Annotated in this window: 17 protein-coding genes; 14 read left to right on the forward strand and 3 right to left on the reverse strand. The window is 28.0% G+C overall.

Annotated elements, in window-relative coordinates; all coding sequences use genetic code 4:
• Positions 1–81: 81 nt before the first annotated feature.
• Positions 82–1,398, forward strand: coding sequence for a hypothetical protein (locus ACOMC1_RS01645; protein ID WP_420330910.1), 1,317 nt, complete (start codon positions 82–84; stop codon positions 1,396–1,398).
• A 26-nt stretch (positions 1,399–1,424) separates the two neighbouring features.
• On the opposite strand, the gene ACOMC1_RS01650 is transcribed toward ACOMC1_RS01645, so the two are convergent.
• Complete coding sequence (locus ACOMC1_RS01650; protein ID WP_420330911.1) at positions 1,425–2,819, reverse strand: sulfatase-like hydrolase/transferase; 1,395 nt, start codon at positions 2,817–2,819, stop codon at positions 1,425–1,427.
• 125 nt (positions 2,820–2,944) lie between these two features.
• Here ACOMC1_RS01650 and tsaB point away from each other — a divergent pair, with 125 nt between their 5' ends.
• From tsaB to ACOMC1_RS01665, 3 genes are all read left to right on the forward strand, one after another.
• Positions 2,945–3,478, forward strand: a complete 534-nt coding sequence (gene tsaB / locus ACOMC1_RS01655; RefSeq protein ID WP_420330912.1) for a tRNA (adenosine(37)-N6)-threonylcarbamoyltransferase complex dimerization subunit type 1 TsaB — start codon at positions 2,945–2,947, stop codon at positions 3,476–3,478.
• Positions 3,479–3,655: 177 nt separating this feature from the next.
• Positions 3,656–6,076, forward strand: coding sequence for a DEAD/DEAH box helicase (locus tag ACOMC1_RS01660; protein WP_420330913.1), 2,421 nt, complete (start codon positions 3,656–3,658; stop codon positions 6,074–6,076).
• On the forward strand, positions 6,069–7,589 hold the full coding sequence (locus ACOMC1_RS01665) for a hypothetical protein (RefSeq protein ID WP_420330914.1): 1,521 nt from the start codon (positions 6,069–6,071) through the stop codon (positions 7,587–7,589). Before ACOMC1_RS01660 ends, ACOMC1_RS01665 begins: the two co-directional genes overlap by 8 nt.
• A gap of 176 nt (positions 7,590–7,765) precedes the next feature.
• Here ACOMC1_RS01665 and ACOMC1_RS01670 read toward each other — a convergent pair whose 3' ends face one another.
• Positions 7,766–8,716, reverse strand: a complete 951-nt coding sequence (locus ACOMC1_RS01670; protein ID WP_420330915.1) for a glycosyltransferase family 2 protein — start codon at positions 8,714–8,716, stop codon at positions 7,766–7,768.
• A 76-nt stretch (positions 8,717–8,792) separates the two neighbouring features.
• Here ACOMC1_RS01670 and ACOMC1_RS01675 point away from each other — a divergent pair, with 76 nt between their 5' ends.
• Positions 8,793–9,503: a LicD family protein gene (locus ACOMC1_RS01675; RefSeq protein WP_420330916.1), complete on the forward strand. Its 711-nt coding sequence runs from the start codon at positions 8,793–8,795 to the stop codon at positions 9,501–9,503.
• 161 nt (positions 9,504–9,664) lie between these two features.
• Here the strand turns inward: ACOMC1_RS01675 and ACOMC1_RS01680 are convergent, their stop codons facing one another.
• Positions 9,665–10,579, reverse strand: a complete 915-nt coding sequence (locus ACOMC1_RS01680; RefSeq protein ID WP_420330917.1) for a glycosyltransferase family 2 protein — start codon at positions 10,577–10,579, stop codon at positions 9,665–9,667.
• Between the two features lie 195 nt (positions 10,580–10,774).
• Between ACOMC1_RS01680 and ACOMC1_RS01685 the strand changes: the two genes are divergently transcribed.
• The 9 genes from ACOMC1_RS01685 to ACOMC1_RS01725 all read left to right on the forward strand — a co-directional run bounded on the left by ACOMC1_RS01685 (position 10,775) and on the right by ACOMC1_RS01725 (position 20,342).
• Entirely contained in the window at positions 10,775–12,193 is a 1,419-nt protein-coding gene (locus ACOMC1_RS01685) for a polysaccharide biosynthesis C-terminal domain-containing protein (protein ID WP_420330918.1), read from the forward strand.
• Positions 12,193–13,797, forward strand: a complete 1,605-nt coding sequence (locus ACOMC1_RS01690) for a hypothetical protein (RefSeq protein ID WP_420330919.1) — start codon at positions 12,193–12,195, stop codon at positions 13,795–13,797. Before ACOMC1_RS01685 ends, ACOMC1_RS01690 begins: the two co-directional genes overlap by 1 nt.
• A 59-nt stretch (positions 13,798–13,856) precedes the next feature.
• Complete coding sequence (locus ACOMC1_RS01695) at positions 13,857–14,228, forward strand: glycosyltransferase family 2 protein (RefSeq protein ID WP_420330920.1); 372 nt, start codon at positions 13,857–13,859, stop codon at positions 14,226–14,228.
• A gap of 117 nt (positions 14,229–14,345) precedes the next feature.
• Positions 14,346–14,624 (forward strand): hypothetical protein, encoded by a 279-nt coding sequence (locus ACOMC1_RS01700; RefSeq protein ID WP_420330921.1) that lies wholly within the window; start codon positions 14,346–14,348, stop codon positions 14,622–14,624.
• Positions 14,608–15,135: a hypothetical protein gene (locus tag ACOMC1_RS01705; protein ID WP_420330922.1), complete on the forward strand. Its 528-nt coding sequence runs from the start codon at positions 14,608–14,610 to the stop codon at positions 15,133–15,135. Before ACOMC1_RS01700 ends, ACOMC1_RS01705 begins: the two co-directional genes overlap by 17 nt.
• 141 nt (positions 15,136–15,276) lie before the next feature.
• A complete protein-coding gene (locus ACOMC1_RS01710) occupies positions 15,277–16,377 on the forward strand; it encodes a pyridoxal phosphate-dependent aminotransferase (RefSeq protein ID WP_420330923.1) in 1,101 nt (366 codons plus the stop codon).
• Positions 16,361–17,044, forward strand: coding sequence for a sugar phosphate nucleotidyltransferase (locus ACOMC1_RS01715; RefSeq protein ID WP_420330924.1), 684 nt, complete (start codon positions 16,361–16,363; stop codon positions 17,042–17,044). The genes ACOMC1_RS01710 and ACOMC1_RS01715 overlap by 17 nt, the downstream gene beginning before the upstream one ends.
• 51 nt (positions 17,045–17,095) lie before the next feature.
• A complete protein-coding gene (locus tag ACOMC1_RS01720) occupies positions 17,096–19,240 on the forward strand; it encodes a hypothetical protein (protein ID WP_420330925.1) in 2,145 nt (714 codons plus the stop codon).
• A gap of 73 nt (positions 19,241–19,313) precedes the next feature.
• A complete protein-coding gene (locus ACOMC1_RS01725; protein WP_420330926.1) occupies positions 19,314–20,342 on the forward strand; it encodes a CDP-glycerol glycerophosphotransferase family protein in 1,029 nt (342 codons plus the stop codon).
• The last annotated feature ends 27 nt before the right edge of the window (positions 20,343–20,369 follow it).

Below are 20,369 nucleotides of genomic sequence, written 5' to 3' on the forward strand. Positions count from 1 at the left end.
TTAATCACATCTTAACCCTTAGAATTGAATATCCTAAGTCATAGGAGTATAATTTAATAGAGAGGGTTATAAGGTGAGAATATGAAGAAACTTAATAAAACTTGAACAATGATAGGTGTTGGAGCATTGGTTGTGGGAGTTGCAGCAGGAACTTCTACTGGTATTTGATATGCTTTAGATTCTAAAAAGGTTAATGATTCAACTGCTGAACAATTACAAAATGAAATTGATAATCTAGAAAAAGAAAAACAACAATTAGAAGCTGATGCCAAAGCTAAAGAGAATGAAATTGCTAAAAAAGAAAAAAGAATTGATGAACTTAAAAAGAAATTAAGTCAATACATTCCTATGAAGAAACTAGTTGCAACAGCTGATAAGAATGAATGAGAAAACTCATTAGTCTTTGAATTTAAACCAATTGTTAATGGTAAGCATACAAGTGATATTTCACTTTGAACAAGAACTATTGGTAATAAAGATGGATTGAATACTTTTGATAAAGTAACTGGTAAATTAATTCATCGTCCAGAATGAGATGTGGCTGGAGATTTTACTGGTGGCTTCATGTATCAATGACCAGATAAAACAACTCTTTTTGCAGGAACTAAAAACGGATTATTCATGGAAACAAAAAGAAAAGTTGAAAAGGTTCTTGATGGAGATTTTAGAGGATCTGCAATGATAAGATTCAATCAAAAAGGTAAAGGTGAAACTTTTGCTATTTATAAGAAGGGTGGTTTCTACACATTCGATCCAAATAAACCTGGATCAATTAGTTCAAACCCAATCTTATCTGTTGGTCACACTGTAAAAACAGCATTAATAATACCGGACCAAGCATTGGAAGATCGTTTACTACTTGGAACTGATAATGGATTGTTCTGAATTGAACCCGACATACAATCTAATTATGGATTAAAGAAAACTAAAATCTCAGAAGGAAGTTATCAGTTTATTTCTCAAGTTCCTCAATGAGAAAATGGGAAACTAAACGGTAAGATTGATTTATATATGGGTAGAAAGAAAGGGTTGGTTAAGACAACAATTTCTGATTCTGATAAACCATTGGAATTAAAAACAATTAATAAAAAAATTGACTTAACAGATGGTTTCGTTGGATATGTAGTTCCAACATTAGATGTCCCGGGTATTGTGTATGTTGGTACAGCAAGTACTGGACTTATGGAATTGGATGGAGAAAACTTCGAAGAAGTATGTATCAAACCTGATTTTTCTCCTGACTTATCATATGTAAAAGGTGGTTTCTTAGCTACTTCAGATGCAGGTACAATCATTGGTACAAAAACCGGTATATATGAACTTAAGAACACAAACCTATTTGGATTTAAACCTGATATCATACAATACAACCAATCAAGTGAATTGATATATAAATAATTAAAAAATGGCTTTGCGCCATTTTTTTAAAACATCTTCATTCAATTGTTTTGATTGTAATCGCTATATTCTCAATTTTCTTTTTTGTAAATATTATTAGTTACTCTAATTTGATCTTTTAAATGAGAATGGTTTTTCTTGTCATATTCAGGGTGTCATTGACTTCCTTGCACCGGGTATAAAGTAATTGTTCTATCTGTTGTTTGTTTTAAGGGTTTTTCCCTGTAAGAAACAAAATCTGCGCCATTTTTATTTGCAACATTAAAATCAAATGATTTATCGTATTTTTGTATTGCATTCTTAATTATTGCTGGAACATCATAATTAGAAAGTAAAAGTTTATTATTGAATTGTAAGGGGTGGCTTGCTTCGCCGTTATTCTTAAAAGGTTTAATCATCAGCGTAGGGTTCATTCTAGAAAGGTGAACATCTACGGTATTAGTCATATCATTAAATAGTCATTGGTTGTTCATATAATCTTCTTTATTCAAATCAGTCATTTCTTTTGAATTATTTTTTGTTAAACCATCTTTTTCTCTTGCTGATCCATGATCTGAAACAAAAATAACCATAGTATTATCTCATGCTTTTTGACTCATGTTCTTCACTTTCTTTGCGAAATCGCCAACATAATTGACGGCACTTATCGTTGCTTCATCGGATGTAGCTTTATCTGTGACTAATCCTGTTTTTGGATCTACACCAGCAAAATGAGAATGTGTAGCTTCATTACCTAAAAACTTGAACATAGGTTTTTTAGTTTTTTTAACCACTAAGTGTTCTTTTATTTCAAGAGAAGATTTTAAGTGTTCCTCCACTCAGGAGTATTTATTGGTATCTTTGTAATATTTATTTATCATTTGAGGATAAGTAACACTTAAATCCTTTTGGTTTGGATATCAATGTTTTACATCTTCTGGGTGTGCCGCGGCTTCATTCACATCTTTTGTGGCGTATTGCATAGAATGTCATTGTTGTGAATATCCAGCTTTCGACATCATATTCATCATTCTTTGATGTGCAGAATGTATAGATTCTCAATTAGTTTTATCCTTAAAGGTTCCAATGTCTTGATTTTTTAAGGTAAAATCTCAACCCCCTAACATAGCTGGTATTCCAAAGTTTGTAAATTGATTTGTGATTGTATTTTTGTATATTGTGAAATCCTGCAATTTATCTTGGATGTCTTTTCTTTTATTTAGCATTTCATATGCTGTATCCCCTGTAACCTCATCATTAAAAAACATAATTATATTTTTATGATTTTCTGATAAAGTTGAAATTCTTTTAATTGATTTTATTTGTTCTTCATCGCTTATTTTTAATTCTTTATTTGTGTTCTTTCCGCAAGATACAACACTCAAAATAGGTACTGCTGAAATTGCTAAAATACCCACACTTATTTTTAATTTCTTTTTCATTTTACATCCCCTTTAAAATAACTTTATATTTAAATTATACTTATTATTATATTGAATTTAATATATAAAAAAAGTGTATTTTGCAAAAGGTATTTCGTTGCAGGATTTAAATGTATAATATTTTTATGAAAATAATAATTGATACATCAAATAAAGATTTATATGTTGCACTTATCGATAATGGTAAAACTCTAAGATATAAATTACATGAAAATTTAGTAAAAAAAGCCGATGCACTTCCAGAAGTATTTCTTGAAGTTATGGGTGATATAAAAACAAGGGAAATAACAGATTTTTACATTACTTTAGGACCAGGTTCATTCACTGGCGCAAGAACAGGGTTGGTATTTGCAAGATCTATTTGCCAAATAACAAAAGCTAACCTTCATACAACAAGTTCTATCCAACTTATAGCGGGACCAAAAGACACTAAGAAAATTTATATTGATGCACGTAGTAAAAAGTCATATTTTGCAGAGGTAAAAGATGGTAAATTACAAAGCGAAATAACTTTAGTTCCTTTTGAAGAATCAACAATTCAAACATTTGATGAATTAATTGAAAACCCTAACTCATACCTTCCTTTATTTAAGCAAGAGGAAGATATTTTCCAAGTACACCCATATTACATAAAAGATGCCAAAATAGGTGGAAACTAGCCCTAAAAGGGTTATTTTTATACACTTTTTAGCTTTATGTGTTAAAGTTAATTAAAGTTAGTTAGATTTAAAAAACGCGTGATTGATAGAAATACTTTATACCTTAATAAAATAATTAGACAGATTGCAAATGAATAGAATCATTTAAAGACTACGAATAACAGGAAAGCAGGACAGATGAAGATATATTTAAATAAGATAATTTTAAATAAGAATTTTACAAAAAGAATTAAGCCAGAAATGCAAGAATTGATAGAAAAATTCAATGGTAATCCAACAGGAAGAGCGATGTTGGCATCTAATATTGGGTTGGTAACTAAAAAGAGTTCCGCAAACGAAGAGTTAAATGAAGGTGTTAATAACGTCATTATCTCTTTCAAGATAAATAAAAAGTTCCTTACTTTAGGGGGGAATTTATCTTACTCACCAGAAACAAAAACAGGTGTATTATTGTCGTTTTTTGGACATATCAATGAATCAGAATCATTCGAAGGTATTGAAGTTGAAATAGATAGAGAAACTGCAACTGAAGAACAATACTCATTTAACATAAAACAAATCATGGATCAATCAGATAAGATAAATGCAGATTTATCAGATCACAATATCGTAAAAGCACTTAGTGTTTATTCAGAGATTTTATCTAAAGAAGAGGAAGTTACTTCTATGGACATTCCAACCAATAAAATAAGATTAATTAATGGATTCTTAGTTGATAACTCAATATCAAAAGAAAGAGATAAAAGAAAATTAAGTTTCATTAGACACTTAGGAAGAAAAAGATATGTTGAACAAAAAGATGTTAAGCATGTTGATAGACAATACCTTTCACATGAAATTACAGTTATGGTTATTGAAGTAACTGGAGTTAAAAATGTTGGTGTAACAATTAAAGATGTTATTAAATCAAAAGGTCAATTACCAATGAGTGATAGAAAGAAATTTATCGCAACTGGCGATTACTCTGGAGTCTCTCCTCTTGACTTTGCTATAGCTGAATCAATTACAAGAAGACCATCGTTTAAAATCATGATTGATGGAAGACATACTTCTTTAAATAAATCACACTTACACATCATTAATGTTGCAAGTACAATCAAAAATAGAACAATCTTAAAAGTTGTTACTGACATTGAAAACGATACAGTAAGTAATAATGAAGTTTTCCAATACTTATTTAATAAAGGAAGATGAGATAACATCAAACCTTTACAAAAATGAATTCCTGATTTTAAAGCTAAACAATTCGCAAAAACAACTAATTTAAATGAATCACAAAGAAAAGCATTTAAAATCTGTTCAGACAATACACCTGTTGCTTTTGTTCAAGGTCCTCCAGGGACTGGTAAGACGCACTTAATTGAAAAGTTAGTGGACTTTTATGCTTCTAACAAAAAAAAGGTTCTAATAGCCTCTCAAACAAACGTAGCAGTAGAAAACGTACTAGACAAACTACACAAGAACAAAGAATTTCCATATTTACCTATAAAAGTTGAATATAGAAACAAGAGTTTATATTCCGAAGAACAAATTGGTGAACAAATTAGTAAGAAGATTGAAGATATCACAGGTTGAAATCTTAATGGTATGGATATTCCAAACATCAAAGAGATTCATGCACCTAGAGACTTTAGAGTTGTAGGTTCAACAACAACATCTTCAGCTATTGAAAATAAGAGATGAAAAGATTGATTGAAGCATCTTGATGTTTTGATTATTGATGAAATTTCTAAGTCAAATGTTCCTGAAATAATAAGGTTTACAACAATGGCTAAAAAAGTTATCTTCATTGGGGATCAAAAACAACTTGACCCAATGTCAGAAATCAATTGAAGTACTTTCGGCAGTGACTTTAAAAAAGAAAATGAAGACATTATTGCCAAATACATAAGTCTTTCAATCTTCGAAAACAAATACGAAGATATGAGAAAAAGAAAAAGAGCAGTTATGTTAAATATTAACTATCGTTCTGTAGAGCCAATCGCTAGACAATATGCTATGTTCTATAACAATAAACTTGAAATCGGTAGACAGACAGAATCTGTTATTAAATACAAGGGTGAACCAGCATTCAAACCATTTACATTTATTTCAGCTTCAGGTTCAAAAGAAGCATTTACTGGACCTTCAAATTCAAGATATAACTTACGTGAAATTGATATCATAAATGAAACACTTGAAAAACTACTAGGAACACTAGATGATCCTAAGAAATATTCGGTAGCAGTTATAACAACTTATGGTGCTCAAACAGAACAAATTCAAAAAAGTATAAACACGCACATGATGAGAGAACAATTCCAATCATTCAAAGTTAATACTGTTGATGCATTCCAAGGAGATCAAGCTGACATTGTAATTCTTTCAACTGTTGTTGCTGATAACTCTGGAAGTAAAGGGTTTATTAGTGACTTTAGACGTCTTAATGTTTCTATCTCAAGAGCGAGAGACTTACTAATTGTTATTGGTAGTGAAAATAAACTATCTTCAATTATGTATGAAGTGCCAGAATGTGAACCAAGAGCTTACCTAGCGGAAATGATTGAGTACGCAAAAGAAAACGACTCATTTATTAAACCGGAGGTGGACAATGATTAAATACTTATACAAAACTAAAAGGATGCAAACAACATTCAATTACACATATGAAATAGGTGCATCATTAGATCCGCTTACAAGGGAAGTTATTGCGTTAATAATGAAACAACCTAATGTTCAACTCAAAACTCTTTTAGAAGAGGTTGGTCTTATTGGGGATCTTGCTACATTCATAGAAAGAAGATTCAGTTCGATGATGAAAGGTTTCAACAGAAACACAACATTCAATTCTTACAAAAATAAGGACTTCTTAAAAAGAGTTTTTGAAGAAGAAGCAATGATTGAATTAGAAGATCAAAAATTTGTTATGGATGTTTATGAAGATCTTGGAGTAATCAAAGTTAATGGTGACCTAATCACTATGCCTGATAACCTAAGAAGATTTGTTTCACAACACCTTCAAGCTGATGGTGGAGTAAAAAGACTTAAGAATGTATCTGAAGGATATCCTGAAGGGAAGGTAGAGTTTATTAATGTAGGAATAGACTTTAGATTCAATGGTCAAATTGAAATTGATGGAGTGATGATTGAAACTAAGCACGAAGCTTACAATCAAATAGCTAGACAATTAAAGAAAACTGCATTCGATGCAAAAGAATTTAATGAACCACAAGTTACTGAAGAGGATATCGATTGTAAAGTTCTTACAAAAGAAGCGTTGAAAGAAATCTTTGCAGAAGAAGTTCTTTATAATGGTTGAAAAGAAGGTGCTAAAGATGGTGTCATCACTATTTCAATAAAAGATAAGCACTTTAAATCAACACACTTGCTAGTTTGAGATAAAACACCTTTATTCTATGAAAAAGTTTGACAAGAAAAAGAAATTATTACCAATGAATACAAGGATAGAATTTTAGAAGCTGCATTCTTAAATAATAAACTTGTAGATTCATTAACAAATAGTTTAGTTCTTGACTTGATTAATAAATATGCAAGTAAAAATCTTAATATGATTAACAATATCGTTAATAGGAGACCGCTTGTGTTTGAGAATATCGAAATTGCAAATGCAATCTTTGCATTAAACGATAATAAAACATTTAACTTTACAATTGGTGAAGAAAATATTATTAGAATATTACAGAATCTTCCAACTGAAATAAAAAGAATGTTCATGTCTTCATTAAACAAAAGTGTTATTACATCAATTGAAGATCAATGAATAATTAAATTCATCCTTGAAAACAATTTAAGTAATGCATTATTACCTCAACAAATTAAGAAATATGAATCTTGATCAAAAAGACAAGATGATATGCTTAAAAAATACTTTGATATTATTGCAAAGATTACTGAAACGGGTATCAACAATGAAAAACTTGAATTACTTTCATCTAAAGAATTAAATAGATTGAAAATTAATAAGCAATTTAAAAAATGAATTAATAGAAACATTGAAAATCCAAAGGGAGAAGCATTCAAAAGAATAATTCAACCTCCAGCAATCACTAAAGCAAAAGAGTGTTTAGTTATAGCTAACAAATGAGCAAGCTTCATTGAAGAAAATAATTAAAAAAAATTAAGAAAAACAAAATCTACATTCTAGATTAAAAGCACCAACATTTGTTAGTGCTTTTTTAATTTTAAATCACATTATTTGTTCGCCGTTTTTTAATTGAATTTAAGGTGTAAAAATCCGCACTCCTTTGTAGTGTGGACTATTCCCCTTGGTTTGAAGTATTTTTTTGATTAGTTTTTATGATTTAAAATTAAAGAACATAAGAAATATAATCTTAATTTCAAAAAGATATAAAAAATTCTATAGGAAAAAGGTAATTTTAATGAAGATGTTCTTTTGGTGAATTTCTCGTTTTTTAATTTCATTGTCTCAACGACTACTTTTTTAACATCGGATTTATGAATTTCATTTCCTATCGTTGTTATTTCCGTTAAACATTTAATTACTAAAAACTTATAATCGCGCTTCGAAATTAGTTTTTCATCCTTTATTTTATTTCAAAGTTTATTTCAGGAAAAGTGACATTTTAGTGATTTATCCAAAATCATCTCTTTATTACTTGTTCTTGAAAGAGAATTAATTTCATAGAAAATAAAAATTTCCATATCAATTTTTTTAGTTTTTATTTTTAAAGTATTTTCATAAGCTCATTTTATAAATTGAACATCTTCAAATAAAATTTTTTCGAAAGGCATTTTTAATGCTAAATCTACAGGCAGAATACCTAAACAAGCTGAGTTTTTAGTTGTATAAATATCCGCAAGATTCTGTTTGTCTTTTTGATTTCAAGAAGTAACTTCTTTACCATTTAAATAGTTAATCTTTTTAAAATATCCAAATTCATCAGGAGATAATTTCTTAAATTCAGAATCAATATTTGAACTTAAATCATCATCAGCATCTTTGAAAATTATGTGTGAGACATTTTTATTAACATTTTTTAAACCGGTTAATCGTGCCCCTGATAACCCTTTATTTTCTTGATGGACAATAAGGACGTTTTCTACACCTGAAAATGTTTTTTCTAAAAAATCCTTTGTTCCATCTGTGGAACCATCATTAACAAAAATAACATCAATTAATTTGTTAATCCTTAATAAATCGTGGACTTTTTCAAATCTTGTTAAAGGTAAATTGGTTATGTTATAACAAGGTATTATAATAGCAACTTTTTTATTCATGCAATTATTATAGCACTTGTGAAAAAAAGAAGTGTTTTATATTAATCAATAGCAATAAAAATGTTAATATTTTAATATGAATAGTAATAATAATAAAATTGAACAACTTTATAAGGATTTTTTTAAATTGAACTCCTTTTTTATGGAAAATGATTTAAAGTCTTTTGCAGTTGGGGGGACACTTTTAGGAGCTATTAGAGATGGTGGGATAATACCATGGGATGATGATATTGATATTGCAATTCCTGAGAAACATTATCAAAAATTTATAAATCTTATACCAAAATTAAAGAAAGAATTAGGTATAGAAAGTATATACAACGAAGAAGTTGGCGCCTTTAATTTCAAAGAAGAAAATAGAGATTTGCACATAGATTTATTTATATTTTATAATGTCAAGCAAAAATTAAGTAAGTTTACAAAAGTTAAAATTTATCTGTCAATTTTCAAGCAGAAAACATTTAAAGAAATATTAAAAATGAAATTTAGAAAGGATATCCTCGCAGGTTTTATTTTAAAAATAATTTCACACTTCACTTTTATAAGTAAAAACCCAACAAAAGGAGTGATTAACAAAATGAGATCTAATGATTCCGAATTTGTTTCTCAAGTAGCTAATCCAAGGTGACATAAGAGTAATTTAACTTTAGAAAAAGATTTTTGTAGTTCGGAAAGTGTTAAATTTGGAAATGGAAAAATATTTATTACCAAAAACCATATGGACATTATAGTTAGGGAATATGGAGAAAATTGAAAGAAACCCGTAGAATGGAAAGGGCATGAATAAATTTGTATTTAAAATTACGTAAGCATCAACTTTGGTTGGTGCTTTTTAATTATTTTATTCTTCTATAATTAGGTATTTACCTTCGTTCTATTTTGTATTTTTAAATAAAAAACTACACTCAAAAGAACGTAGTTTTTATCTATGTTATTTAATATTGTTTTTTATCTGAATTTCTTTGTTATTTTTGCTAAAAATACAATTAAAGAAAAAAGTAAAGATTCGCATTTAATTTTTATAAAGAAGAACATAATCTTTCTTTTGAAAGATAACCCTCTGGAAGAAATTTTAATTCGATTCGATTTAAAAAAATTTTTTATTTTTTTTCTGAAGCCCTTTAATGATATTAATTGCTCAATTCACAAATCGGATATTCATCTTTGTATGTCTTCTGAGTCCACTTTATCAAATGTCAAACTTAATTTATATGTTTTTAAAGTTTCTGATAAGAAATCATTTAATTTATTATCGTTCATTCCACTTTGGGTTATTGAATCAGGGTTAATCCTATAGTAATAAAATACATCATCATGCAATTCTGATTTCATTTTATAAGAATTTTTTATCGCAAAATAGAAATCCTCATAATATCTAATATCTTCACTGAAAAAAGAATTCCTATCATATCAAGGTGTTAGAAAGACACTTGATCTGATGGGTGTATTGCTTTCTAAGAATAGTCATTTATTCATTTCAACATTACGATAATTATTACCTATCTTTTTAACTAAAGTTGCAAAATGAAGTTTCCCGTCTCCTGAAGATAATTTTTCTAAATAATTTTCACTTACATAATCATCAGAATCAATAAAAAAGAATTGTGTACTTTCTTTGTTCATATTTTTTAAACCAATATTTCTTGCCTGACTCAACCCAACATTAACCTCATTGTCAATAAGTCTAAAATTTTCATTCTCTTTAATGAATTTAAGAGCTAATTCTCTTGAGTTATCAGTAGAACAATCATTTACGATTATAACTTCAAATTCTTGTTTATTTAAGGTTTGGTTGACCAAGGATTGTAAACACTCCTCAACAAAATTACTGACATTATACATGGGCACTATTACACTAATCACAATTCCTCCTTTAAGTTTATTAATTATACTACATATTAATTATTAATTAATCATATGCTATAATTCAATAAAATTATGGTATCAAAATTAACATTGTCACAAAAATCAAAAATGAATATATTGATTGGTGTAATTTCAACATTTGTAACATCAATAATGACTTTTTTATTCATAAGATTCACAATACAATTCTTTATGGATGAAGTCAATGGTTTTATAAGAGTTGCAACTTCTATTGTTTCTTATGCAAATTTAGCACAGGGAACAATTGGTTTAACGTTGGTGTTCTTTCTTTATGGTCCCATAGCTAGAAAAGAAACAGAAAAATCAAATGCAATATTTTCAATTGCAAATAAGTGAATGAAGATATTTGGGGGTGTTTATTTAATAATTTTATTAATCCTCTCTTGTTTATTGCCGTTAATGCTTTTTTCAAATGGCGGTGTGGTAGGTTTTCCTTTGTGAAAATTGATGATTATTGTTATGTTTATTGGGATTGGTGTATCATTTTCATATTTTGTTTCAGGAAAGTACTCACTCTTATTAACTGCGCAAAATAATAAATTTATAGTCACTGGATCGTTATTGCTTATAAATATAGCTACTATGGCTTTTGTATTGCCGATGATGTGGAAGTTTCATGGGCAAAATCACTTCATTATGTATGTTGCGCTGATTAATGCTAAAGTTGTTTTTTCAGGTATATTAATAACGATATATACAAAAAGAAAAAACAAATGAATTAAAATAATAAACATTGATAAAGCATTAGAAAAACAATTCAAGAAAAAAGCAATGGGATCATTGGTTCATCAAGTTGCAACTTTAATTGTATTTTCTACGGATGAAATAGTATTGGCGATTTATTCCAATCACGCTGGCTCAAAAGAAGCATTGATATTAATATCAATTTACTCATCATATTTGATGTTATCTAATTTTGCATTAACAATGATTTCGATGCTTATTTCTTCTTTTGAAAATCAAATTGGTTTAGAAAATAATGGTGAAGATTTTAATGTCGATAGATTTCTTGCATTTGAAAAAAAATCTATAATTTGAATTTCTTTTTCAACGATGGTGTTATTTTTATTGTTACCGCATTATACAAATTTATTATTTAATACAAATAATATAAACGGGTATTTTTCTTATAAAATCAGTTTATTGATCTCTATAATTCTAATTCTAAACACATTGAGAATACCTTCATCTATACTTGTTAATGTTAATGGGCATTTTAATGAAACGAAATGAAGAGCCATTATCGAAGCCACAATCAACATCGTTTTATCATTAATACTTGTGTGGTTTTTAAATATATATGGAGTTTTAATTGCAACTGTTATTTCCTTTTGTTATAGAACGATTGATTTCTTTGTATATAGTCAAAGGTTTCTCGATAATAAGAGTTTAAAATCTAGGGTAAGCATGCTCCTATTGATTATTATTCAAATAATAGTGATGATAATAATAACATTTGAATTTGCTTTTAAAATGAATGTTTGAAACCTTATTCTTTATAGTATTATCGTTTTTTGGATTATGATTATAATATATTCATTAATATTTGCGAAAATACATAGAATAAAGATGAAGAAAGAAGGTAAATAATGTTTATTATATTCCCATTGTTGTTAATCTTTTCAGTATTATCAATAAATACAATTTCTAAAAAAAGAATTCCTCACTTTTTTGCATTTTTAGTTATTTTTGTAACATATACAATCCTTACTTCAATGGCTGCTTCTATGCATGTTAGTGGTATTTATTCAATAAGTGTTCTACTGATTTTATTTATTGTACCGATACCTTTTGGGATTCAAAGGGTGATTATCGAAAAAAAATATAAAGAATGAGGAAAGAAGATATTATTTATAATTCCTGTAACTATTATTATTTCATTATTCTTTATGCTAAGGCCGACCAACATTTGAGTGGGTCCAGATTATAGGATGTACTTGCCTTTAGTGAACTCCGTATCAGGCAAAACCAACGCAGGTATGGATGTTAATTACTCAATGTATTCAAAACTTTCTATTTATCAATTTCTTGGTGTTTATAAATGAATGAGTATGGTCAATGTCCCAGTATTTGTCGATTGTCTTGTACCTATTATTATTGCAACTTTACTTTCTATTTTAATTTTAGATTTTAAAAGATTTAGATTATTTATGATTTTGGGGGTATTAACTATATTCTATATAAATAGATTAAGTAATTACTTACTTTACGGTAGCATATTTTGAGGTCCTCTTTTTATGGGTGCAGCTATCCTTTATTGTTTAAAAGGAGAAAAAATGGCTTCATCTTTTGCAATGGTTGCGGCGATGTATTCAGCAACTTATACCGGAATAGGGGTTTTAACTTTTACGCCATTATTTATAATTTTTTCTGTTTTAAGAGAGAAAACAATAAGTTTAAAATCTAATCTTGTTTATATCGCTACTTGAATATTGGCTATAGTTATTTCAATTGTGATTGCTAAAAGTTTAAACACTTACTTTATGGATATTGGATTATTTCTATTTGCATTATCAATCATCGGAGTATTAATTTTAAAGGGAGATTTTTCAATAAAAATAGACAAATATGTTGAAAAGGTTGCAATAAAAACCGAGAAACAAATCTTAATAGCTAAAATAGTTATGACCATTATCATGATCTCAATAGCGTTTTCTTACATTCTTATTTACAATAATGTGGATAATTACTATTTAGGTGGGGGTAATATATTTTATATTTTCAAGACAGATAAAATTAATTTATGAACTTTTGTCACAACAACCGCTATTTTAAATTTAATAATTATTTGAACATCAAATAAAATCTTGACTCCATTGCTATTAATTTCTTTTGTATTCGTTTGTTTTTCAGGGATTTTATTTCTATCATTTGTCAAGATAACTCCAAGTTATGTATATGTTAGGTTATTGAAAAGTGGTGTTACCACAGCATCATGAATAACACCTATGATTATTGGATTTGTATTGCAAACGAACAAAAAAATCGCAGAATCAAAGAAAATATATATTTACACAGAAATTATTTTTGACTTTATTTTATTGAGTGTATTGATTTGCTTCATGATTTCATTTCAACCAACACTTGCGGAGATTGGTAAATGACATGAGGGTCTATCACAAGCTCAAAAGGAATATTTAAGTGGTAAAATTTATGATGATCATATTAGGGAGAAACTAAAAATTAATGAATAAAATAAAAAAAACTTTTCTAAAGAGTTCTTTTTTATTTTAAGTTATAATTATTATACATTATGTATAAATTCTCATTAATAATACCAGCTTATAACATCGAAGAATTTAGCAAGCGTTTCTTTGATTCTATGAAAAATATCTCTGATGATGTAGAGGTTATTTTTGTTAATGATAAATCAACTGATAATTCAGAAGCATTAATTAATAAGTTTGTTAAAGATAAAATAAATATGAGGTTAATTAATCATAAAAAAAATAAAGGTCTTGGTGGTGCCCTGAACACAGGAATTGATAACATGAGTACTAAATGGTATTTTCACGTTGATCCAGATGATGTTATTACTAAAGATTTTGCTATTGAAATCAAGAAGAAAATAGCAAGTAACTCTAACGCTATGTTAATCAGGTATAAATTTATGTATAGAACGTAAGAAAAAACATTCAAACCTTCTATCATTGAAAGGAATTATTTTAAAATTGCCTTTGGGTGATCTTGTGGTATTAATATAGAGAAATTTGGAAAACCAAAATTTAAGGAACACTTTAAAATGGAAGATATGGATATGTTTGGAAGGATGTATTCTTCCAATGGTAGAGAAGAATTTATTAATAAATATTTAATTGAATACACGATAGATAGAGAAAATTCAATAATGAATAATATAGACTTGCAAACACTTGAAGATTGAAAAATTGCATTTAGTAATTTAGTTCAAAATAAAGACTACAAAGGAATTAAAGAAACATTATATAAATGAGTTGTAAAAAATAAAATTAGGAAACAATCTAAAAGAAATGAGGTTTTAAAAAATGAGCGTAATTCTTAGAATGGGTCAGGTTTTATTCAAGACAGAACTTAATAACACTAAGAAAATAATAAAATATCATAAAAAACTTATGAATGCTAAAAAAAGTTTTTTAAAGAATGTTTACCTCGGACTACAAATGAAGTGAACAAACAAAGCAGCTGCATTCATCAGCTCAACAGCAATTATTGGAGAAGGTACAATGTTCCTTCATGGGTGTCATGGTATTCATATAAGAACATCCAACATTGGTAAAAATTGCTTGATTTATCAACAAGTTCAAATTATAAGCAAAAAAGAAAGTGCGAATAAAACACAAATAGGTGATTGAGTTATTATGGGCGCAAACTCAATGATTATAGGTGATGTCAAAGTGGGGGATAATGTTACCATTGGCGCTGGTGCTATAGTTACAAAAGATGTTCCAAGTAATTCAGTTGTTGTGAATAATAATGAGATCATATCGGCTAATAATTCAAATAAGGAATATATCGAAGAATTAATAAAAAATACAATGAATACAGTTTTTTAATTAATACACGAAATAAAAATCATCGTTTAAGATGATTTTTATTTTCAAATTTATGATGCATAAAGTTTTTTTGGTTGATTTATTAGGTTATTTTTTTGCTTATTGTTTTATAGAAAGAAAGAATTATAATATAATATTTTTATGATTAAATTTAAACCAAGATTTGAAAAATTAGTTGAAGCTAATTTGCCAAATTCAAAAGAATTAGCTAAACAATATGGTTTTGACTATATTGTGAAGTTGAATTATAATGAAAATAAATTTGGAGCAACACCAAAGATTAAAGGATCTTTAAAAATAAACTCCTCAAATATATACCCAGAATTTAAAACACCTATTTTAAACGATAAACTTGCAGAAGTATTCGATATGAAAAAAGATAATTTCTATGTTTCAAATGGATCCGATTCAATCCTGGATCTTATACCTACATTATTTGCCTCGGCAACATTGGGCCAAAATATTATCATTCCTGAATTAACATATGGGCGTATTGCGCTTACTGCAACAATCAACAATGTGAACTTAATAAAAGTTCCTATGAAAAATTATGAAATTGATTTAGAAGGTATGCTAAATTCCATTAATGAAGACACTGCGATTATATATTTGGTTAATCCAAATATGCCTACGGGTACAGTTATTGGTAAAAAAGAATTAAAAGAATTTATTAAAAAAGTTCCTTCTCACATTTTAATTGTTATTGATAATGCATATTCAGAATATGCATTCGGAATCAAAGAAGCTTTTGCATTGGATAAAAGTATTGTTGAAGAATTTGATAATGTCATTATTACTCACACACTTTCAAAATTATTTGGACTCGCTTCATTTAGGATTGGATATTTAGTGTCTAATCCAAGAATAGTGGATTTATTTAGAAGAGCAGCTCAATACTTACCTGTAAATAAATACTCATTACAAGTATCTAGAATAGCTATGGATGATTTACCTTACTACGATGATGTAATTTCCAAAACAAATGTTGAAAAGAACTATTTAATGTCTGAATTTGATGCATTGGGTGTTAAATACATTGAATCAAATGGTAATTTTATATTTATCGAAACTATTAACGAAGAATATAAAAATGCTGAACTAAGAGAATACATTCTTAAAACAGAAGGAGTCGTTATTCGTAATGTTAGAAAAATAGGGTTGAGATTAACTGTGGGTACGCATGAAGAAAACTTAAAAGTGATAAGAGCAATGAAGAGGTTCATAAATGATAAAAGTAGATAATGCTATCATTTTAGCTGCAGGCAGAGGCAGCAGATTAAAACACTTAACTGCTGAAACACCAAAACCCTTATTAGCACCTAAAGATATTCCTTTCATTGAGGATATAATTCTAAAATTAAAAGAGAAAAATATAAATGAAATATTTGTTGTTGTTGGATACCTTGGTGATAAATTTAAATACTTAGAAAAAAAGTTTGGTATTAAAATAATTAAAAATACAGAATGAGATAAAGGGAATAACGTAACATCTATTGTAGCAGCTAAAGATTACTTAAAGAATACATTGATCTTAAATGGAGATATCATTTTAAAGGGTAATCCTATTAAAAACGAATACGAATCTTCGCTAACTTATGTTGAAGAAAATTTTAATATTGATGAATGAATAGTTAAGTTGAACGATAAAGGGAATGTTGTTGACTTTGAAAAAGACGGTTTGGGAAAAGCAGGTTTATATCAAAGAGAAATCATTTTTATAACAAAACCATTAGTTGAAGCTATGAAACAAAACTTAAAATCTTTTGATATGCAAGAGTATCAAGAGTATTTAATGATTGAATCTGCAAAACAAGCAAAAATAGATTTCAAGACTTTTAAGGTTCAAAAAAGAACTATTTTTGACCTTGATACAGTTGAAGAATTTGAAGAGTACACAAATAGTAAGTAATTACTATTTTTTATTTCAATGTATAATTATAAAAACAAGTAAGGGGAAGATATGGCTACAATTATAACGTTTTCAATATTGACATTAATTTGACCCATGGCGATGACCATCACATTGGGTAAGAGTAAAATAATTAAGTATATTGTAGGTATATTTATGGGATTCTTTTTAATTATCAATACTTCTGAAAGTTTGTTGAGAGGAGTTGTAGGTAATTCTAATTATTCCTTGCCCGCTTTATTCTCGATACTAATCATTTTATCTTTGATTCCGATGTTATATTTTGGATATAAGAGGAAATGTTGAAAAAAACAAAATATAAAAGAAGCATTCGGATGATTGTGAACACTTTATTTAATAATTATAAGTGCAACTATAATTAGATTATTCATCAACCATATCAATTCAGATACCATCGCTTATGCAAGGAATGCTGTTTATATAGAAAAGGGTGAAATTGGACAGCATGATTTGGAGTTTTGATATAAAACGCCAACATTTTATCATGCTGCAGGATTAATAAATAACCCGGTGGATTTCTTCACTATATACGGAGAAGTATTGCAAGTCATTCTATTTTCTATTGCGTTAAATCTAATAATAAGGGATATACCCAATAAAACGGTTGTTGTGCTAGCGTTGGTTTCCGTATTGGTAGGAGTGGCTTCTATTTACTCATTATCATTAAAAACATCAGGAGTAAACTGAAGTGCTGTAGCAATTACTCTATTATTTATACTTGCTTCACGTAAAAATATTATTTTATTACTGTTGATACCATTTTCAATGTCGATATTTTCATTCTCACCAATGCTTATGCTCCCTTTATCATTAATCTTTGTTGTATCATTAAAGAGATGAAAACTTAAAGAATTAATTCTTGCGGTCACAATAACGGGATCTTTAGGTGTGTTTATGCTTATGAATATGATTGATGTAAATTATAAATTATTTATTATATTCACGGCTTTATCTTTCTTTAATGTCGCTCTTTATCTAGTTATGAAAAAAGACTTCATAATTAAAGTTCCTGAAAAAGAAATCCAAAACCCTATTTTTAAAATGAAATGAACAAACTTAAAGAGATTTTATAATTGGAAGTACTTTCAAAGAATGATGTATGCAATCGCTATATTCTTATTCTTAGTTTCAGAACTTGTAATGATTCTTTATATTGTTGATGTCTTGCACTTTGCTAAGATTGTTGGTGCAAAAGAAACAACATTAATGTTAAGCATTCCAATAGCGGTATTTATATTTGGGATTGATTCAATCTATAATAAAAAACTTTCATATCAATTCGGATGAACCATTGCAATGGTATTTGTGATGATATTCTATGCAATATTGCAATTAATTCCTGGAGTATTGGGATATTTGGTTGATAGAGTATCTCTGCCATATTCGATGTCTATAATCCTTGTATGTTTACTAAGAGTTGTTGAGATAGAAAAAAGAAAAGTAAAAGAAACTGCATTTATGTTCGGTTCTGCTGCTACACTTTCGGTGTGTAATATTGCAATGATTGCTGGGGCCACAATGCCTTCTACCATCTATTCTCCAATGTCAACAAATATAGAAATGAATTATAAATTCATTACATCCCAAGAAAGAAAAGATATTCTTGATAATATGAAAAAAGATGATGTTATTTATTCAGATATAGCTATTTCAACTATTGGATGCATTTGAGATAAACATGCATTCTTCACTAATAGCATGAGAGAGATGTTCTTTCCAGAGATGAGGGATAGGCTTGCTGGGATAAGTGAAAACAACTGAGATTCAATACTTAAATACAACATCAGATATGTTAATAATCCAAAATATTGAGATTTTGAAAAAGATGACCTATCAAAAGAGGGTGAAAAGAAATTCAAAAAAGATATCGAAGACAAATGAATAATTAAAAAAGAAACGGAATATTATAAATTGGCCGATTCAATAGATATCCTTAAATATAGCGAAGACAATAAAAATATGATAGCTTCCAAAACTGATTTGAATAAAACAAAAACATGATGAGACATTTGAGATCAAGAACATGTAACAAATAAAGCGAAAGATGCTAAAAATGTTAATGTTTTTATGTTTAGAAGAAAAAAATATGCAGACATTGTTGCAAAGCATTATGCTAAAAAATTCACCATTGAAAGAAAACAAACTAAAAGTATTTATATAGTTAGAATTAAATAAAATAAAACGCAAAAGCGTTTTTTTATTTTCATATATAAAACTTTTTTAAAGGGATATGTAATATAATTATTTTATGCTAAAAAATAATTGAACTAAATGAATAAAAATTAAGAAGTTATTAATGATGCTTAATATCATTTATTATCAATTCTTTAAGTTTCTAAATCTAAAAAAAGAATATATAGTATTCAGATCATTTTTAAATAATGAATGAGGTGCTTATGAAGAAGCTATATTTGAAGAAGTTTATAAGAGATACAATAAGACTCATAAAATAATTTGAATTTCCGCAGTATTGCCAAAAAAACACGCAAATAAAGAAATTGTACTTGTTAATCCTTGATCCTTAAAAGCTGTAAAAAGTTTATCCAAAGCTAAATATTTCATCTCTGGTACATATTCTAAAATGCCATTCCTTTCAAAGAAGACGGAAGTATTTTATTTAAATCATGGGTATAGTGTTAAAACGATGGGTAGCGATTGAATTAATGAAGCTAAAGGTCTTAAAAGAGTTGTACGTAAATTAGCTGCAAATAACCAAAACAAACAAATTGATATTTGTTTTGCTCACGATGAATATGATGTGCTTGCATACCAAAGAATTTTTAGTCATAATGGAAAAAAACAGACAAAATTTTTAAGTAATGGATTCCCGCATTTAAATACATACGAAAAAGGTGAAGACTTATTATTTTTACCCTCATGACATGAAAAGTCTGAAGTTGTATTTCCAAATATTGAAATGGAAAATAAATACGTTTCTCCACACCCTAGAACAAAGTTAATAAATATTCCAGAGGGGTGAACAATCATTACTCCGGAAGAAAGAAAAAAGTTAAAAATCAAATATGTAATTTCAGATAATTCGGCTGCACCTATTGAATATATAAAATCAGGAATTCAAGTTTATTGATTGGATGGTAAGTATGATAGGGATATTTGTCAAGATTTTAGAATGGAATACAAAGAATTGGTTGTCGATTCAAATAATTTTAAACCCCTTAACGATAACAAGTATAAAGAAGTTGTAAAACAAATAATTAACGCTCCGTATGGTAAAGAATCAGCAAAAATAACGGTTGATGAAATGAACATTAAATAACTCCAATGTGGGTGTTTTTTTAATATG

It is taken from the genome of Mycoplasma todarodis, from assembly GCF_965212735.1.
Classification (GTDB): domain Bacteria; phylum Bacillota_I; class Bacilli_A; order Mycoplasmatales; family Metamycoplasmataceae; genus Mycoplasma_K; species Mycoplasma_K todarodis_A.